13 protein-coding genes are annotated in these 18,089 nt (G+C 74.2%); 9 read left to right on the forward strand and 4 right to left on the reverse strand.

Annotation, left to right across the window (positions count from 1 at the left end):
• The coding region (locus tag AB0H57_RS29490) for a PxKF domain-containing protein (RefSeq protein ID WP_357511944.1) at positions 1 to 264 on the forward strand (264 nt) is incomplete at its 5' end.
• Positions 265 to 538: 274 nt separating this feature from the next.
• A complete protein-coding gene (locus tag AB0H57_RS29495) occupies positions 539 to 4,906 on the forward strand; it encodes an ExeM/NucH family extracellular endonuclease (protein WP_357511945.1) in 4,368 nt (1,455 codons plus the stop codon).
• A 162-nt stretch (positions 4,907 to 5,068) separates the two neighbouring features.
• Here the strand turns inward: AB0H57_RS29495 and AB0H57_RS29500 are convergent, their stop codons facing one another.
• Positions 5,069 to 6,142: a DUF4037 domain-containing protein gene (locus AB0H57_RS29500; RefSeq protein ID WP_357511946.1), complete on the reverse strand. Its 1,074-nt coding sequence runs from the start codon at positions 6,140 to 6,142 to the stop codon at positions 5,069 to 5,071.
• Between the two features lie 142 nt (positions 6,143 to 6,284).
• Here AB0H57_RS29500 and AB0H57_RS29505 point away from each other — a divergent pair, with 142 nt between their 5' ends.
• Positions 6,285 to 6,500 carry a hypothetical protein gene (locus tag AB0H57_RS29505; RefSeq protein WP_357511947.1) on the forward strand — a complete coding sequence of 72 codons (216 nt, stop codon included), beginning with the start codon at positions 6,285 to 6,287 and terminating at the stop codon, positions 6,498 to 6,500.
• Positions 6,501 to 6,543: 43 nt separating this feature from the next.
• Positions 6,544 to 7,467: a 5'-3' exonuclease gene (locus AB0H57_RS29510; protein ID WP_357511948.1), complete on the forward strand. Its 924-nt coding sequence runs from the start codon at positions 6,544 to 6,546 to the stop codon at positions 7,465 to 7,467.
• Positions 7,468 to 7,774: 307 nt separating this feature from the next.
• Here the strand turns inward: AB0H57_RS29510 and AB0H57_RS29515 are convergent, their stop codons facing one another.
• The 3 genes from AB0H57_RS29515 to AB0H57_RS29525 form a co-directional block, all read right to left on the reverse strand.
• A complete protein-coding gene (locus tag AB0H57_RS29515; RefSeq protein WP_357511949.1) occupies positions 7,775 to 8,557 on the reverse strand; it encodes a ThuA domain-containing protein in 783 nt (260 codons plus the stop codon).
• A 135-nt stretch (positions 8,558 to 8,692) separates the two neighbouring features.
• Positions 8,693 to 9,970, reverse strand: coding sequence for an ROK family transcriptional regulator (locus tag AB0H57_RS29520; protein WP_357511950.1), 1,278 nt, complete (start codon positions 9,968 to 9,970; stop codon positions 8,693 to 8,695).
• 165 nt (positions 9,971 to 10,135) lie between these two features.
• Complete coding sequence (locus tag AB0H57_RS29525; protein ID WP_357511951.1) at positions 10,136 to 12,934, reverse strand: DEAD/DEAH box helicase; 2,799 nt, start codon at positions 12,932 to 12,934, stop codon at positions 10,136 to 10,138.
• 154 nt (positions 12,935 to 13,088) lie between these two features.
• On the opposite strand from AB0H57_RS29525, the gene AB0H57_RS29530 reads away from it, so the two are divergent.
• From AB0H57_RS29530 to AB0H57_RS29550, 5 genes are all read left to right on the forward strand, one after another.
• Entirely contained in the window at positions 13,089 to 13,790 is a 702-nt protein-coding gene (locus AB0H57_RS29530; RefSeq protein WP_357511952.1) for an HAD-IA family hydrolase, read from the forward strand.
• A 93-nt stretch (positions 13,791 to 13,883) separates the two neighbouring features.
• On the forward strand, positions 13,884 to 14,597 hold the full coding sequence (locus AB0H57_RS29535) for a TetR/AcrR family transcriptional regulator (RefSeq protein WP_357511953.1): 714 nt from the start codon (positions 13,884 to 13,886) through the stop codon (positions 14,595 to 14,597).
• Between the two features lie 82 nt (positions 14,598 to 14,679).
• Positions 14,680 to 15,204 (forward strand): PadR family transcriptional regulator, encoded by a 525-nt coding sequence (locus AB0H57_RS29540; protein ID WP_357511954.1) that lies wholly within the window; start codon positions 14,680 to 14,682, stop codon positions 15,202 to 15,204.
• Positions 15,201 to 15,881, forward strand: coding sequence for an ABC transporter ATP-binding protein (locus AB0H57_RS29545; protein WP_357511955.1), 681 nt, complete (start codon positions 15,201 to 15,203; stop codon positions 15,879 to 15,881). Before AB0H57_RS29540 ends, AB0H57_RS29545 begins: the two co-directional genes overlap by 4 nt.
• A complete protein-coding gene (locus tag AB0H57_RS29550; protein WP_357511956.1) occupies positions 15,878 to 18,031 on the forward strand; it encodes an FtsX-like permease family protein in 2,154 nt (717 codons plus the stop codon). The genes AB0H57_RS29545 and AB0H57_RS29550 overlap by 4 nt, the downstream gene beginning before the upstream one ends.
• Positions 18,032 to 18,089: the final 58 nt, after the last annotated feature.

The raw sequence follows: 18,089 nt of genomic DNA on the forward strand, positions 1-18,089 counted from the left end.
GACATCCTCGCCAGCAACTCGCCCTACTCCCGCCTGGTCGACTGCGACACCCTGCGCACCGTCAACCCCGACGGCTCCACCACCCCGCGGCCGACTCCGGTCGCCGCCAGCAACCCCGGCGGCTCGGCCATGAGCGCCAGCGCCACCGGCCAGTACAACTACCCGTGGAAGACCGACCCCGCCTGGGCCGGCACCTGCCGCGAGTTCGTCCTCACCCTCGACAACGGCTACCAGCACCGGGCCTACTTCAGGTTCATCAGCTGATCCCTCGACCGGTCCGGTCCGGGCCACGCCGCAGCCGGCGGCGGGGCCCGGGCCCGGTCACGTTTCGTGATCGAAAACGTCCGCCGGGGCGCTCCGGCAGCCGGTCGCGCGCCCACCGACACCGCGAAGCGGCAGGTCGACGCCGGGCACGCCACGTCGATCAGCGTCGCCGGTTGTCCGGTCGACCATTCCTTTCCGTACATCCGACGGCTCACCCGCGGCCACCGTGCTCGCTTATCCTCCAGCGGTCGAACCCCCTCGGAGGCCGAGCTTCATGCACAGAACCAGAAGATCACTGACCGTGGCGGGTGCGCTGCTCACCAGCGGCCTGCTCGCCCTGACCAGCGGCGCCACGGCGTACGCCGAACCCACGGACACGCTCCCCGCCATCAGTGAGATCCACTACGACAACGCCGGTACCGACACCGGCGAGGCGATCGAGATCGAGGCGCCGGTCGACTTCGACCTGACCGGCTGGCAGATCGTCCTCTACAACGGAGCGAACGGCGCGGCGTACAACACCCGGACCCTGACCGGCCGGGTGCCGGCCGCCGGCGTGGTCGTCGCCAACTACCCGACCGACGGCATCCAGAACGGCTCCCCCGACGGCGTCGCGCTGGTCTCCCCCACCGGGTCGGTGGCCGAGTTCCTCACCTACGAGGGGACGTTCACCGCGGTCGGCGGCCCGGCCAACGGGATCACCGGCACGGACATCGGGGTCACGGAGACCACCACCACCCCGGTCGGCCACTCGCTGCAGAAGATCGGCGGCAAGTGGACCGCCCCGGCGCCGCACACCTTCGGCGTCCGCAACGGCAGCGCCGAGCCCGATCCGGACCCCGAGCCGGAGCCGGTCGGCTGCACCGTGACCGTCGACCGCACCATCGCCGAGGTGCAGGGCACCGGCGGCGCGACGCCGCTGCCGAACAGCCGGGTCACCGTCGAGGGCATCGTGACCGCCGACCACCGCACCGGTGGCTACAACGGCGTGTACGTGCAGACCGCCGGCAGCGGTGGCGACCGTCCGGTGGCCGCCGGCACCGCCTCCGACGGCATCTTCGTCTACCTCACCACGAACACCGCGAACCACCCGTCGGTCGCGGTCGGCGACCGGGTCCGGGTCAGCGGCACCCCGAACGAGTACAACGGCCTCACCCAACTCAGCATCGCCGCCAAGACCGACGTGCAGATCTGCGCGCACGACGCGACCCTGCCGGCCCCGGTCCCGGTCGGCCTGCCGCTGTCCGAGGACGCCCGCGAGTCGGTCGAGTCGATGCTGGTGGCGCCGCTCGGGCAGCACACCGTCTCCGAGGTGTACAACACCAACCGGTACGGCGAGGTGGTGCTCGCCGCCGGTGACCGTCCGGCCCCCAACGCGACCGACCTGGCCCGGCCCGGCTCGGACGCGGCCAAGCAGGTGATCGCCGACAACAAGCTCCGCCGGATCCTGCTCGACGACGGCAAGACCACCAACCTGTCCACCGCCGGGCTGCTGCCGCCGTACCTGTCCCGGGAGAACCCGCTGCGGGTCGGCGACTCGGTCGAGGCGTTCGGGCCGGTCGTGCTCTCGTACGGTTTCAGCGAGTGGCGGCTGCAGCCCACCACCCCGGTCAGCGCGGACACCCCGACGGTCGGCCGGACCACCTTCAAGGCCACCAACCCGCGGACCGCGGCGCCGGCGAACGTCGGCGGCGACATCCGGGTGGCCAGCTTCAACGTGCTCAACTACTTCGTCCACTTCGGTGGCGACGCCCGCGGCGCGGCGAACGAGGCCGGGCTGGCCAAGCAGGAGGCGAAGATCGTCGCGGCGATCAGCGCGCTGGGCGCCGACGTGGTGGGTCTCGAGGAGATCGAGAACTCGGTCCGGTTCAACGCGAGCGACCCGCAGCAGGCACTGAAGCGCCTGGTCACCGCGCTCAACGCCAAGGACGGCGCGGGGACCTGGGACTACGTCCGCACCCCGGCGGAGCTGCCCGGCCCGGCCGAGCAGGACTTCATCACCACGGCGATCATCTTCAAGCCGGCCAAGGTCGCCCCGAAGGGCCCGTCGCGGTCGGTCAACGACGAGAGCGTCTGGTTCAACGCCCGCGAGCCGATCGCGCAGACGTTCACCACGGGCAAGCTCACCTTCACCGTGGTGGTCAACCACCTCAAGTCCAAGAGCGGCACCGGCACCGGCGACAACGCCGACACCGGAGACGGTCAGGGCTCCTGGAACGGCGACCGGGTCCGGCAGGCCACGGCGCTGACCGCCTTCGTCGACCGGGTCAAGGCCGACAGCGGCACCGAGGACGTGCTGCTGCTGGGTGACTTCAACGCGTACACCCAGGAGGACCCGATGCGGGTCCTCTACGACAAGCAGTACAAGGACCTGAACGACACCGGCAAGGCCACCTACGTCTTCGGTGGCGAGTCCGGCTCGCTCGACCACGCCCTCGCCTCGCCGTCGCTGGCCTCGCGGGTCACCGGCGTCGACGTGTGGCAGATCAACGCCGTCGAGTCGTTCGCCTTCCAGTACGACGGGCTGGCCGCCTTCTACGACCCGAACCCGTACCGGGCCAGCGACCACAACCCGGTCGTGGTGGGCCTCAGCACCAGCGCCAAGCCGGTCAACCTCCAACTGCTGGGCATCAACGACTTCCACGGCCGGCTGGAGTCCCCCGCCACCGTCGGTGGTCAGCCCGCCGGCGGCGCCGCCCAGCTCGCCGGCCTGGTCGGCCAGCTGCGGGCGCAGAACCCGAACACCGCGTTCGTCTCGGCCGGCGACAACATCGGCGCGTCCACGTTCATCTCGGCGATCGACGGGGACAACCCGACCATCGACGCGCTGAACGCGACCGGCCTGGTCGCCTCGGCGGTGGGCAACCACGAGTTCGACAAGGGCGCCGCCGACCTCACCGGCCGGGTGTCCGACCGGGCCGACTTCCCGTACCTGGGCGCCAACGTGTACCGGGACACCACCCGGGCGCTGCCGGCGTACTCGGTCAGCACGGTCGGCGGGGTCCGGGTCGGCTTCGTCGGCGTGGTGACCGAGCAGACCAAGTCGCTGGTCAGCCCGGACGGCATCGCCGGCCTGACCTTCCGCGACCCGGTGGCCGAGGCCAACCTGGTCGCCGGCCAGCTCAAGGACGGCAACCCGGACAACGGCGAGGCCGACGTCGTGGTGCTGCTCGCGCACGAGGGCGCCGCGACGGAGAACATCACCTCCGCCGAGGCGCTGGCGAACGACCCGGTCTTCGGCAAGTTCACCCGGGTCGACGCCACCATCGACGCCATCTTCAGCGGTCACACCCACCAGCCGTACGCCTTCAAGCTGCCGGTGCCGGGGTCGGACAAGCTGCGTCCGGTGGTCCAGGCCGAGGACTACGGCCTGCGGCTGGGCAAGGTCAACCTCACCTACGACCCGAACTCGGGTTCGGTGACCGCCGCCGACGCCGCGCTGGTCGGCGTGGTCGGCGCCCCGCAGGACCCGGCGGTCGCCGGCATCGTGGACGCCGCCAAGGTCAAGGCCGCCGAGCTGGGCAAGCAGAAGCTCGGTGCGATCACCGCGGACGTCAAGCGGGCCTACACCGACGGCAACGAGGACCGGGGCAAGGAGTCGGCGCTGGGCAACTTCATCGCCGACGTCCAGCTCGCCGGGACCAAGGACGCCGGCCGGGGTGGGGCGCAGATCGCGTTCATGAACCCGGGTGGTCTGCGGGCCGACCTGCTCTACCGGACCGACGGCACGGTGACCTACGCCGACGCCTTCGCCGTCCAGCCGTTCGCCAACGACGTGGTCACCAAGTCCTACACCGGCGCGCAGATCAAGCAGGCGCTGGAGGAGCAGTGGCAGCCCGCGGGCGCGTCCCGTCCGGTGCTGTGGCTGGGGGTCTCGAAGGGGTTCAGCTACACCTACAACCCCGACGCGCCGAAGGGCTCGCGGATCACCTCGATCAAGCTCAACGGCATGGCGCTCGACCCGTCGGGCAGCTACCGGGTCACGGTCAACTCGTTCCTCGCCGCCGGTGGCGACAACTTCGCCGCCCTCGGCCAGGGCACGAACCCGGCCACCACCGGTGACAACGACCTCACCATGCTGGTGAGCTACTTCGCGGCGAACTCGCCGGTCACCGCGGACACCCAGCCGCGGTCGGCGGTCGGGCAGGCCGGGCCGCAGTGCACCACGACGATCACCGGCCGGTACGCCAAGCCGCTGGTGGTCACCGCGGGCCTGACCTGCCTGGAGAACGCCACCATCGGCGGCTCCGTCACGGTCGACCCGGGCGCGTCGCTGGTGGTCACCGGCGGCACCATCGGCGGCCCGCTGTACGCCACCCGCCCGGTGCTGCTCGACCTCTCCGGCGCGACGGTGTCCGGCCCGGTCACGGTCTCCGGCGCCACCGGCGAGCTGAAGATCGTCAAGGGCAAGGTGGGCGGCCCGCTGTCGGTCACCGCCGCCACCGGCGGGGTGTGGGTCGACACGGTCGCGATCAGCGGTCCGGTCACCCTCACCGGCAACACCGGCAGCCAGCCGGTCGTCGTCGCGGCGAACACCATCGGTGGCCCCCTCGCCTGCTCCGGCAACACCCCCGCCCCGGTCAACGACGGCCGGGCGAACAAGGTGAGCGGCCCGGCCAGCGGCCAGTGCGCGCGCCTGTAGCAGCGGGCTGACCCCCCGGTCCGCGGCCGGCCTCTCCGGCCGCGGACCGGCCAGTCCGAACCCGGTCCCCCGGGCATCGTGGATGCCCGGGGGACCGGCGTTTCCGGCGCCGGACCCGGAGTACGCCGGACCGCGGGAGAGGTGCGGCGGAAGCCCTCGGCGTCAGTCCGGGTGGACGGCCGCCACGATCCGGCGCAACCGCTGCGGATCGGCGAGCACGTCGACGCTGTGCAGGTACTGGTCGACGGCGCCGACGCAGGGCCGGTCCCGCAGCACCGGGTCGGTGATCGCCGACCGCAGCGCGGTGACGAACCGGCCGGCGTGCAGGACGAGGAAGGGCCGGCCGTGGAACGGGCGGGCGGTGGGCGCGACGGGCGGGGCCAGCCCCGTGTCGTTGGTCCAGCCGGCGACGATCTCCAGGGCCCGGACCAGGCCGTCCTGCCGGTCGGTCCAGTCGCCCGGCCCGAGGGCCCGGGCCAGCGCGTCGACCGCCGGGTCCGCCGCCGGCAGCCTGCGGAACACGCTGCCGAGCCACTTGTCGTACGGGGGCCAGCGGCGGTGCGCCAGCAGGCCGAGGCGCATCAGGTCCCGGGCCAGCCCGGCGGCCACCACCCGGCTGCCCAGCTCGTCGCCCACCTCGGCGCACCGGCCCACCAGGTGCTCGGCCTGGCCGACCCGGCCCCAGCCGGCGGCCAGCACGTACCGCCAGACGTCGTCGGGGTACCAGGCCAGCCGGTCCCGGACGGCGGCGAGGGCGCCGCCGAGCCCGTCGTGGAAGACCGCCCCGCCGCCCAGCTCGGCCAGCCGCTGGGTGGGCAGCCCGAGCCAGTCCGCGGCGGTCAGCTCCGCGCGGGGGTCGAGGCCGAGCTTGTCCCGCAGCCAGCCGCCCAGCTCGTCGACGCTCACCCCGTGCCGGTCACCGTCGGCGTCGACGGTGCCCAGGCGGGTGGTCGGGCCGCCGGAGAACCGGGTCGGCCAGCCGAGGAACTCGGCCGGCAGCCCGTCGTCGAGGACCGCCCGCAGCGGCGCGACCTCGTCCGGGTCGGCGACGAAGAGCTGCGTACGCGGACCCCAGTCGTGGTCGGTGGAGCGCGGGGTGTCCAGGCCGAACAGCTCCGAGCCGCCGTCGAGCAACCCGGCGGCGTACCGCAGGTCGGGCCGGCGCTGCGCCAGCAGCGGTGCGACCACCTCGTCGTGGAACCGGCGGGCCAGCGTCAGGCCGGGAACGAACGCCATGCCGGCAGTCTGCCCCGCCCGGCCGGAGGCGGCCATCCGATTCCCCGCCCCGGTCGACGGGCGCTGCGGGGTGCCGTCGGTTCGGGGACATCCGGGCGTCGCGGCGACTAGCGTGGTGGGCAGCCCGGCGGAGGGAGCGGCGTTGGCACGACACGGGGGTGGCGACCGCCGGCGACGGCTGCTCTGGTCCGGGGTCCTCGCCTTCGCCGGGCTGGTGTTGCTCGTGGTGGGCCTGACCGTCGCCGAGGGCGTGGCCGCCTGGGTCGAGGTGGTGGCCGCCCTGCTGCTGCTGGTCGCGAGCTACGGAGTGCAGCACCTCGCCCGCCGGGCGACCGTCTACGACGACGATCGCCGCTGAGCGGCGTACTCCGTTCGTCGGTGGGTTGTGCCAGGCTGTCGGCGTGACCCAGCGACCCCCGATCCTGCTGATCGACTCTCCCAGCCTCTACTTCCGGGCCTACTTCGGCATTCCGGAGTCGGCCGCCCGGACGGAGGACGGCCAGCCGGTCAACGCCGTCCGCGGTTTCCTCGACATGCTCGCCCAACTGGTCCGCACCCGCCGGCCCGACCGGATGATTTGCGCGCTGGACCACGACTGGCGGCCGCAGTGGCGGGTGGAGCTGCTGCCGTCGTACAAGGCGCACCGGGTGGCGCCGGCGGGCGGCGAGGTGGTGCCGGACACGCTCTCCCCGCAGGTGCCGATGATCCTGGAGGTGCTGGCGGCGGTCGGCATCACCGCCGTGGGCGCGGCCGGCTACGAGGCCGATGACGTGCTGGGCACCCTGTCGGTCACCCAGCCCGGCCCGGTGGAGGTGGTCTCCGGCGACCGGGACCTGTTCCAGCTGATCGACGACGCCCGCGGGGTGCGGCTGCTCTACGTCGGCCGGGGCGTGGCCAAGCTGGACGACTGCGACGACGCGGCGGTGCGGGCCCGCTACGGCGTGCCCGCCGACCGGTACGCCGACTTCGCCGCCCTGCGCGGCGACCCGAGCGACGGCCTGCCCGGGGTGGCCGGGGTCGGCGAGAAGACCGCCGCCCGGCTGATCGACCGGTACGGCGGCCTGGACGGCATCCTCACCGCCCTCGACGACCCGGGCTCCGGCTTCGCGCCGGGCCTGCGCACCAAGCTGGCCGCCGCCCGGGACTACCTGGCCGTGGCGCCGAAGGTGGTCCGGGTCGCGCTGGACGTGCCGCTGCCGGCGCTCGCCACCGAGCTGCCCGCCGCGCCGGTCGATCCGGAGCGGCTGGTCCAGCTGGCCGAGCGGTGGAACCTGGCGGGGTCCTGCCGCCGCCTGGTCGACGCGCTCGCCGGCGCGCGCGCCTGACCGCTCCCGGGTCGACCGGTCCTTCGTGCCCAGCAGGAACTGCTCGCGGCCGATCCGTGGGTCTACTTCCGGCCGCCGTACGTGGGGCAGCGCGGGTGGATCGGGGTGCGGCTCGACCGGGGCGCCGACGGGGCCGAGCTCGCGGAGGTGTGCCAGGAGGCGTACCGGGCGGTGGCTGGTCGCCGAACTGGACGGTCGGGCGCCGGGTGGTGGCGCCGTGCCGGCGGCGGGCCCACCCGCTGACCCGGACCGTCGGGTCCGGGCGGGGTGGCCGGGGCCCTTGGGCGGGCCCCGGCCACCCGAGCGGTCAGTTCGGGTCGCAGTTGAACTTGGCCTGGCCGGCCGCCATCCTGATGCCGCCGAGCAGGTGCTTCAGGAAGAACGGCTCGGTGTACGAGGCGTCGGTGTGGCCGAGGGCCGTGTACACGGAGCGCCCGCCGTCGTAGTTGTGGCACCAGACCATCGGGTGGTCCTCGCCCATGTGACCGCCGGTGTAGCCGACCGGGTTGTAGGTGGACTCGTCGATCCTGGCCAGCACCCGGACCGAGCCGCGCGGACTGGTCTGGAAGTTGTACCACTCGTCGGTGCGCCACCACTTGTTCGGCAGGCCCCGGGTGACCTCCGTGCCCTGTCCCACGACGCGGACCAGCGCCGGCTGGATGGCCGGGTGGTCACGGAAGTACGCGCCGACGAGGCCGCCGTACCAGGCCCAGCGGTAGCCGCTGTCCGAGGCGGCGTGCACGCCGAGGTAGCCGCCGCCGGCCTGGATGTAGCGTTCGAACGCGGCCTTCGCCGCGGGCGAGGTCACCGGGTCACCGGTGGTCGACAGGAAGATGACCGCGTCGTACCTTGCCAGGTTCGCGTCGGTGAACTGCCCGTCGTCCTCGGTCGTGTCGACCCCGAAGCCGTTCTCCTGGCCCAGTTTCTCGATGGCGGCGATGCCGGCGGGAATGGAGCCGTGCCGGTACGCGGTGGTCTTCGAGAAGACGAGGACCTGGTACTGCGCGGTCTCCGCCGCCGCCGGGGCCACCGGGGCGACCAGGCCGACGACGAGCGCCAGCACGGCCAGCGCTCTTGACGATGCCTTCATGACTCTCCTTGTTCGGTGTGGTTGGTGCGGTGCGTCGCCCGTGGGCTGACGCCGCGTCTCGGGGGTCGACGGCCTCCTTCCGGTCGGTGCGCGCCGTCGTGCCCCGGCGAGCCGAACTGGGACGGGGAGAGTTGGTCAACTGAAGCCGGCGCCGACGACGGCCACCGGCGGAACGCTGGTCGGATCGTCGAGGACCCGCTCGATGGCGACGCCGCAGCCACCGCGTACTGCGGCCTCGAAGCCGAGGGTGGACGCCTCGATCCGGCACCTTCCCGCCGGGCCGGCCAGCACCAGCCGGTCGAGTTGGGCCTGCGCCGTCGGGACCACGTACTGCGCGACGCGGGCGAGGTAGCCGCCGAGGACGAGGACTCTCGGGTTGAACAGGTTGACCAGGATCGAGCAGCCGAGGCCCAGCCACCGGCCGACCTCGGCGAAGGCGAGGTGGGTGCGCTGGTCGCCGGCCGCAGCCCGGTCGAGGATGCCGGCGAGCCGGACCTCGGGATCCGGCACCGGTCCGGGGGCGGCGTAGCCCTGGTCGGGTGTCGCGAGGCGGACCAGGGCGGCCAGGCCGACCTTCGTCTCCCAGCACCCGCGCCGGCCGCACCCGCACTCGGCGCCACCCGGATCGACCGACATGTGGCCGACCTCGCCGGCGAAGCCGTCCGGCCCACGCAGCAGCCGGCCCCCGACGATGACTCCGCCACCGACCCCGACCTCGCCGGTCAGGTAGACGAGGTCCGCGGTGCCGGCCGCGCCGCCCTCGCGGAACTCGGCGAGCGCCGACAGGTTGGCGTCGTTGTCGACGCGGATCGCCACGTCCGCGTCGAGCGCCGCGGCCACGCGCTCCGCGACGGGGACCTCGCGCCACCCCAGGTTGGGGGCGAGCAGCACGTGCCCACGAGCGACGTCGATGAGACCGGGGACGGCGACCGTGATCCCGGCGGGCACCGCGCCGAGCCGGGTCATCTCGGCCAGCGCCTCGCGGGTCGTCGCCGCCAGCCGGGACAGCGCCTCGTCGGGCGTCGCGTTCATCGCGTCGAACGGGACGCGGCGCCGGACGAGGATCCGGCCGCCGAGGTCACGGCCGAAGACGGCGAGGTAGTCGACGTTGACCTCGAGCCCGAGCGCACCGACCCGGGAACCGTCGACCTCGAGGATGCGCGCCGGCCGGCCGATCGCCCCCTGCGCGCGCAGCGCGCCCTCGCGGACCAGTCCCCGGCCGACGAGCTCGGCGACCAGGCTGGAGATGGTGGCCTTGCTCAGCCGGGTCTCGACCACGAGGTCCGCGCGCGAGCGGGGCCCGTGGTGGTGCAGCAGCCGCAGGACCAGCGCGAGGTTGGTCCGCCGCATCGTCGCCGCCCCGGCGGCCGCGGCCGTCTCGGCCGGTCGGCGAAGCGGCGCTGCCAGGCTCACGTGGGCTCCCGAGGTTTGTCCGTTCGCTGAACAAACTATTGAGCCCGCTCGTCCGCCCACAAGGGCCGGTTCGTCCGGTTCAACCCGTCTTCAAGGCGCGCGGCGGCCTTTGCCGGAAGTTGCCTCGATCGACAACTGATCCGGGCGGCTGGCCGACGCCGGCGGTCAGCGGGCGTGGTAGGCCAGCACGCCGCGGTTGACGGTGGCGATCGCCTGCCGCGCGGTGGACCGCAGTTCGGTCGAGGCGCCGCCGGAGTCGGCGAGCTGACCGAGCAGGTCGACCACCTGCCGGGCCCACCGGACGAAGTCGCCGGCCGGCATCTCGCCGTCGACCTGATGGCCGCTGGCCAGCACCTTGGCCAGGGCCTCACCTCGGGCCCAGCGGTAGATCGGCCAGGCGAAGCCGAGATCCGGCTCCCGGGTGACCGCCAGACCGTTCTCGGCCTCCTCGGCCTCGATCTCGCTCCACAGCTTGAGCGTCTCGTCCACCGCCTCGGCGACCGGGCCGCGCGGCAGCGACGCCCGTTCGTCGACGTCGCGCCGGGCCTCGAAGACCACCACCGAGACGGCGGCGGCCAGCTCGGCCGGGGAGAGTCCGTCCCAGACGCCACCGCGCAGGCACTCGGCGACCAGCAGGTCCGCCTCGGTCCAGATCCGGCCGAGCATCCGGCCGGCGTCGGTGACGTCGCCGCCGGCGGTCAGGTAGCCCCGGGCGGTGAGCAGGGCGACGATCTGGTCGAAGGTACGGGCGAGCGAGCCGGTCCGCCCGGCCACCCGCTGGCGCAGCTCCTCGGTGTCGCGTTCCAGCCGGCGGCGCCGCTCCGCCCAGCGGGCGTGCTCCTCCCGCTCCGGGCAGGCGTGGCAGGGGTGCCGGCGCAGTTCGGTGCGGAGCTGGCTGAGCCGGTGGTCCTCGCCGGCGGCCTGCCGGGACCGGCCGCCCCGGCGGCCGCCGTGCCGGTCCAGCCCGGTGCCGCTCACCTCGGCGGCCAGGTCCCGCCGGGCGGCCGGCGAGCGGTGGTTGAAGTGCTTCGGCACCCGGATCCGCGCGAGCACCTCGGCCGGCGCGGTGAAGTCACCGGGACTGACCCGGCCGGCCCACCGGTCCTGGGTGAGCACCAGCGGGCGGGGCTCGCCGAAGCCGCCGGTGGCCGGGTCGAGCACCACCGCCAGGCCGGCCCGCCGGCCGGACGGCACCCGGATCACGTCGCCGACCCGCAGCCGTTCGAGGGAGGCGACGGCGGCGGCCTTGCGCTGGGTCTGCCCCTGCCGGGCGATGGCCCGCTCCCGGTCGGCGATGGCCACCCGCAGCGCGAAGTACTCGTCGAAGTCGCCGTGGTGGCAGCCGGCCTCGGCGCCGTACGCCTCGATGGTCTCGGTGTTGCGCTGCACCTGCCGGGCCAGACCGACCACCGACCGGTCCGCCTGGAACTGCGCGAACGACGACTCCAGCAGCGCCCGGGCCGGCTCCGCACCGACCGTGCCGACCAGGTTCACCGCCATGTTGTACGAGGGCCGGAAGCTGGACCGCAGCGGATAGGTGCGGGTGGAGGCCAGCCCGGCCACGTGCCGGGGGTCGGTCTCCGGCGACCAGACCACCACCGCGTGCCCCTCGACGTCGATGCCGCGCCGCCCGGCCCGCCCGGTGAGCTGGGTGTACTCCCCCGGGGTGAGGTCGACGTGCGCCTCGCCGTTGTATTTCACCAGGCGTTCCAGCACCACGCAGCGGGCCGGCATGTTGATGCCGAGCGCCAGGGTCTCGGTGGCGAAGACCGCCTTGACCAGGCCGCGGACGAACAGCTCCTCGACGACCTCCTTGAACACCGGCAGCATGCCGGCGTGGTGCGCGGCCAGGCCGCGTTCCAGGCCGTCGAGCCACTCCCAGTAGCCGAGCACCGACAGGTCCTCGCCGGGGATGGCGGTGACCCGGGACTCGACCACCCGGCGGATCTCGGCCCGCTCGTCGGGGGAGGTCAGCCGCAGCCCGGCCGCGAGGCACTGCTGCACGGCGGCGGCGCAGCCGGCCCGGCTGAAGATGAACAGGATCGCCGGCAGCAACCCCTCCCGGTCGAGCCGGTCGACGATGTCCGGGCGCATCGGCCCACGCCAGCGCGGGCCGCGCCGCCCGCCGCCGGGCCCGGCGCTGCGCCCCTCGCCCAGTTCCAGCCGGCGCATGGTGTCCCGGGTGTAGCGCAGCAGCTCCGGGTGCACGTCGTGCTTGCGGGCCGCGTCCGCGTCGTGGAACAGGTCGAACATCCGCTTGCCGACCAGCATGTGCTGCCACAGCGGCACCGGCCGGTGCTCGCTGACCACCACCGCGGTCTCGCCGCGCACGGTGACCAGCCAGTCGGCGAACTCCTCGGCGTTGGAGACGGTGGCCGACAGGGAGACCAGGGTGACCGAGGCGGGCAGGTGGATGATCACCTCTTCCCACACCCCGCCGCGGAACCGGTCGGCGAGGTAGTGCACCTCGTCCATCACCACGTACGCCAGGCCCTCCAGGGTGCTGGAGCCGGCGTAGAGCATGTTGCGCAGCACCTCGGTGGTCATCACCACCACCGGCGCGTCGCCGTTGATCGCGTTGTCGCCGGTGAGCAGGCCGACCTGCTCGGCGCCGTACCGGTCGACCAGGTCGTGGTACTTCTGGTTGGACAGCGCCTTGATCGGGGTGGTGTAGAAGCACTTGCGCCGGGTGGTGCCCGCCGGGCCGCCATCGGCGACCGACGGCTGGTCGGGGGTGCCGCGCAGCGCCAGGTGTACGGCGAACTCGCCGACCACGGTCTTGCCGGCGCCGGTCGGGGCGCAGACCAGCACCCCGCTGCCCCGCTCCAGGGACTGGCAGGCCTCCCGCTGGAAGTCGTCGAGGTCGAACCCGAGATCACGGGCGAACTCGTCCAGTGCCGGAAACTCGGAGGCGTACGCGGCCCGGCGGCGCGCCGCGGCGTACCGCTCGGCGGGACTCGACATGCCACCAAGGCTAATGCGTGCGCCGCGGCGGCACCGAGCAAGGCGTCCGGTCAGGGCGTCCGAGGCGGTCGGTAGGGTGCACGGCGTGCCGGACCATCCGCAACCCACTCAGAGGCCCGCTCGGGCGGACGCCGAGGACGCAGTCCGCCCGCGGGTGCCCCGCCGCCCCGTGCAGGCCGTGCTGCTCGACTTCCACGGCACCCTGGCGCAGGTGGAGGACCCGCTCGCCTGGGTCACCGCCGCCGCGGCGGCCTGCGGAGTGAGCCTGGAGCGCGGGCGGGCCACCGTGCTGGCCGACCGGCTGGTCACCGCCGGGCGCGCCGGTGGGCCGCTGCCCGCCCGGGTGCCGCCCGGCCTGGCCGAGCTGTGGGCCGACCGGGACCTCTACGAGTACGCGCACCGGGGCGCGTACACCGGGCTGGCGGAGACCGTCGACGCCGGCATCGTGGGCCTGGCCGAGGCGCTCTACGAGCGGGTGCTGGCGCCGGACGGCTGGGTGCCGTACCCGGACGTCGAGGCGGTGCTGAAGGAGCTGCGGGAAGCCGGCGTGAAGGTGGCCGTGGTCAGCAACATCGGCTTCGACATCCGCCCGTTCTTCGCCGCCTGGGGCCTGGCCGACCTGGTCGACGCCTACGCCCTGTCGTACGAGGTGGGTCGCTGCAAGCCCGACCCGGGGATCTTCCTGCGGGCCTGCGGCCTGCTCGGCGTCGACCCGGAGCACGCGCTGATGGTGGGCGACACCCCGGCCGACGCGGGCGCGGTGCACGCCGGCTGCGCGGCGCTGGTGCTGCCGTGCGCCGACGCCGGCCGGCGCAACGGCCTCGGCGCGGTGCTCGACCTGGCACTGCGCGGCTGACCGGCCACGGCCTATCAGCGCTAACGCTCGGGTGGTACCCGCGTTAGCCCGCGGCGCTAACAGCGTCCGGGTAGCACTGATATCGTGATCTTCATGGCGGCGTCACCCCGGGACCGGATCGTGCGGGCCGCCGCCGCGCTGCTCGCCGAGGGGGGCCGCGACGCGGTCTCCACCCGGGCGGTGAGCCGGGCGGCCGGCGTCCAGGCGCCGACCATCTACCGGCAGTTCGGTGACATGCGAGGGCTTCTCGACGCGGCGGCCAGCTACGGCTTCGCCGCGTACCTGCACGCCGAGGCGGCCCGCGAGCCGGCCCTCGACCCGGTCGACGGGCTGCGCCAGGGGTGGGACATGCACGTCGGATTCGGGGTGGCCAACCCCGCCTTCCACGCGCTGATGTACGGCGAGCCGCGCCCCGGCGTCCGGCCGACCGCGGCCCGGGTGGCCGCCGAGATCCTGCACCAACTGGTCACCAGGGTGGCGCGGGCCGGTCGGCTCCGGGTGGGGGTGGACCGCGCCGCGGCCATGGTCGAGGCCGCCGCCTGCGGGGTCACCCTCAGCCTCATCCGGTCCTCGCCGGCGGACCGGGACCCCGAGCTCTCGGTCGCCACCCGGGAGGCGGTCCTCGCCGTGGTCTGCACGGACAGCGCGGTGGCCCGCGTCCACCGCCCCGACCGGGCGGTCCGCCACGCCGTGGCGCTACGCGCCGCCCTGCCCACCCTCGCCGCCGGCCTGAGCCCCGCCGAGCGGGCTCTGCTCGCCGAGTGGCTGGACCGCCTCGCCGGAGTCCCGCACCCCGCCGGAGCCTGAACCGGACTCCCACACGGCCGACACGGCGCTGTCGAACCGCCAACTATTCACTCGGGGTATACACCCGGTGTAGTCTGCTCCCATGAGTGTTCCGCTTACCCTCCTCGGCCTGCTCGAACGGCAGGCCAGCCACGGCTACGACCTGAAGCGCGACTACGACTCCTACTTCGGGCGCGGCAGACCGCTGCCGTACGGGCAGGTCTACTCGACCCTGAGCCGGCTGGCCCGCGACGGCAAGGTGGTGATCAGCGACGTCGAGCCCGGCGCCGGGCCCGACCGCAAGCGCTACGTGATCACCGACCGGGGCGCGACCGAGGTCGACCAGTGGCTCACCCAGCCGGTCGAGCCCGAGCCGCACCTGCAGACCGTGCTGTTCGCCAAGGTGGTGCTCGCGCTGATGCTAGACCGCCCCGCCGGCGACTACCTCGACGCGCAGCGCCGCTCCCACCTGCAACGCATGCGGGAACTCACCGAGCTCAAGCGCGGCGGCGGCCTCGTCGACGCGCTGCTGGCCGACCACGGGCTGTACCACCTGGAGGCGGACCTGCGATGGATCGAGACGACCAGCGCCCGCCTGGACGCGTTGAAGCGGACGGTGCGGCCATGACCGTGGTGGTCGAAGCACGCGACGTGCGGTTCTCCTTCGGCAACACCCCGGCCCTGCGCGGCGCGACCCTCGCCGTCGAGGCCGGCGAGATCCTCGCCGTGATGGGCCCCAGCGGCTCCGGCAAGTCGACCCTGCTGCACTGCCTCGCCGGCATCCTCGTGCCGGACTCCGGCGAGATCCGCTTCGGCGAGGCGCGCCTGGACGCGATGAGCGAGACCGCGCGCAGCGCCCTGCGCCGGCGCCGGTTCGGCTTCGTGTTCCAGTTCGGCCAACTGGTCCCCGAGCTCACCGCCGCGGAGAACGTCGCGCTCCCGCTGCTGCTCGGCGGCGTACGGCGGGCGGAGGCGCTGCGCCGGGCGCACGGCTGGTTCGGGCGGCTCGGCCTGGCCGGCAAGGAGGAACGCCGCTCCGGTGAGCTCTCCGGCGGCGAGGCCCAGCGGGTCGCCCTGGCCCGGGCCCTGGTCGCCCGGCCGGAGGTCCTCTTCGCCGACGAGCCGACCGGCGCGCTCGACTCGCTCACCGGGGAGCAGGTGATGGACCTGCTGGTCACCGCCGCCCGCGAGCAGGGCACCACGGTCGTGCTGGTCACCCACGAGCCGCGGGTCGCCGCGTACGCCGACCGGGAGGTCATCGTCCGGGACGGGCGGGTCAACGCGCCGGAGAGGATCCCGTCGTGATCCGCCTGGGGCTGCGCCTGGCGGTGGCGGGCGGCCGCGAGGCGCTCGTCCGGCTGGTCGCCATCGCCGCCGCGGTCGCGGTGGGCGCCGGCATCCTGCTCGCCACCCTCGCCGGGGTCAACGCCACAAACGCCCAGCTCACCCGGTACGCCTCGCTGCACCCCGTCGCCACCACCGGCGGCGACGCGGACCCGCTGTGGTGGTCGACCCGGCGGGACTACTTCCACGGCCGGCAGATCCTCCGGGTCGACGTCGCGGCCACCGGACCGGACTCGCCCACCCCGATCGGCGTCCCGCGCACCCCCGGGCCGGGCGAGTACTACGCCTCGCCGGCGCTGCGGAGCCTGCTGGACGCGTACCCGGCCGACCAGCTCGCCGACCGGTACGCCGGGCGGGACGTTGGCACCGTCGGCCCGGCCGCCCTCCCGTCGCCGGACTTCCTGCTGGTCATCGTCGGCGGTCGCCCGGCCGAGGTCGCCGCGCTGCCCGACGCGAGGCAGCTCACCGACGTCGCCGCCAGCGGCCCCGCGCTCCCCGACACCGTGGTGGACCTGATCCTCGGCGTGGTCGCCGGTGGGCTGCTCTTCCCGGTGCTGATCTTCATCGGCACCGCGACCCGGCTCGGCGCCGCCCGCCGGGAACAACGGTTCGCCGCCATGCGCCTGGTCGGCGCGACGCCGCGGCAGATCTCGGCCATCGCCGCGATCGAGGCCACCGCCGCGGCCGCCGTCGGCACCGCCCTCGGCTTCGCCCTGTTCCTCGCCGGCCGCGGCGCGCTGGCCGACATCCCGTTCACCGGCATGCCGTACTTCCCCGCCGACCTGTCGCTGCGCCCGCTCGACGCCCTGGTGGTGGCGCTCGGCGTGCCGGCCGGGGCGGCGCTGGCCGCGCACGTCTCGCTGCGCCGGGTCCAGATCTCCCCGCTGGGCGTGACCCGGCGGGTCACCCCCCGGCCGCCACGCGGGTACCGGCTGATCCCGCTCGCGCTGGGGCTCGCCGGCCTGGCGTTCGCCGTCGGCCGCCGGCCGAACACGGCCGACGGCCAGACCGCGGTGTACCTCCCCACGCTCCTGCTCGTGATGACCGGCCTGGTGGTGGCGGGCCCGTGGCTTACGATGGTCGGCGCCCGGCTGATGGCGGCCCGCGCCCGCCGCCCCGGCACGCTGATCGCCGCGCGGCGCCTGGCCGACAACCCGAGGGCCGGCTTCCGGGCGATCAGCGGGATCATGCTCGCCCTCTTCGTCACCAGCACCGCGACCGGCGTCATCACCACCATCGTGGCCGAGCGCGGCCCGGCGCCGATCGGCTCCGTCGAGGCCGCCACCCTGACCACTGTGCTTGGCGAAGAGACCACGTCGGTGCCCGGCCCGCTGCTGGCCGAACTGCGGGCGATCCCCGGCGTACGGAGCACCACCGTGACCCGCAAACTTGAAAACCCGCACTACTACGCCAGCGTCGTCAGGTGCGCCGACATCCCCCCGGCGTACGGCCGGTGCGCCGGGGGCGCCACCGTGGCCGAGGTGCCGGTGGACTTCATCCCCTTCCGCAGCTCGGCCTCCGCCGACCGGGTGTGGACGCCCGCGTCCGTCCGGGTCGAGGACCTGGCCGGGTTGCCGGTGGAGTCCATCGTCGTCGGCACCGACGGCTCGGCCGCCGCGCGGGAACGCGCGCGGACCGTCCTGGAGGCGGCCTACCCGACGTTCTGGGTGGCCCCGAACGTGCCGGGCAACTTCGAGGCGGACTTCGCCAACCTGCTGCGGGGCTGGCGACAACTGGCCGACGTGGTCATCGTCGTGAGTCTCGTGCTGGCCGGCTGCAGCCTCGCCGTCGCCGTGGTCGGCGGCCTGCAGGAACGCAAACGCCCGTTCAGCCTGCTGCGGCTGGGCGGCGCGCCGGTGGGAGTGCTCCGGCGGGTGGTGGCCCTGGAGACCGCCGTGCCGATGCTCGCCGTCGCCGCGCTCGCCACCGGCATGGGCCTGCTCGCCGCGCACCTGTTCCTCAAGGGCCAGATGCACTACGCGCTCACCCCGCCGGGCCCGAGCTTCTACGCGCTGGTGGTCGCCGGCCTGGCGGCCTGCCTCGGCATCATCGCGGCCACCCTGCCGCTGCTGGAACGCGTCACCGGCCCGGAGACCGCACGCAGCGAGTGACCCGGCGCGACCCGGGCCACTCCCGGCCGGGCCGGCGTACCCGCGCTGGCCCGGCGGG

The organism is Micromonospora sp. NPDC050686 (assembly GCF_040654475.1).
Lineage (GTDB): Bacteria > Actinomycetota > Actinomycetes > Mycobacteriales > Micromonosporaceae > Micromonospora.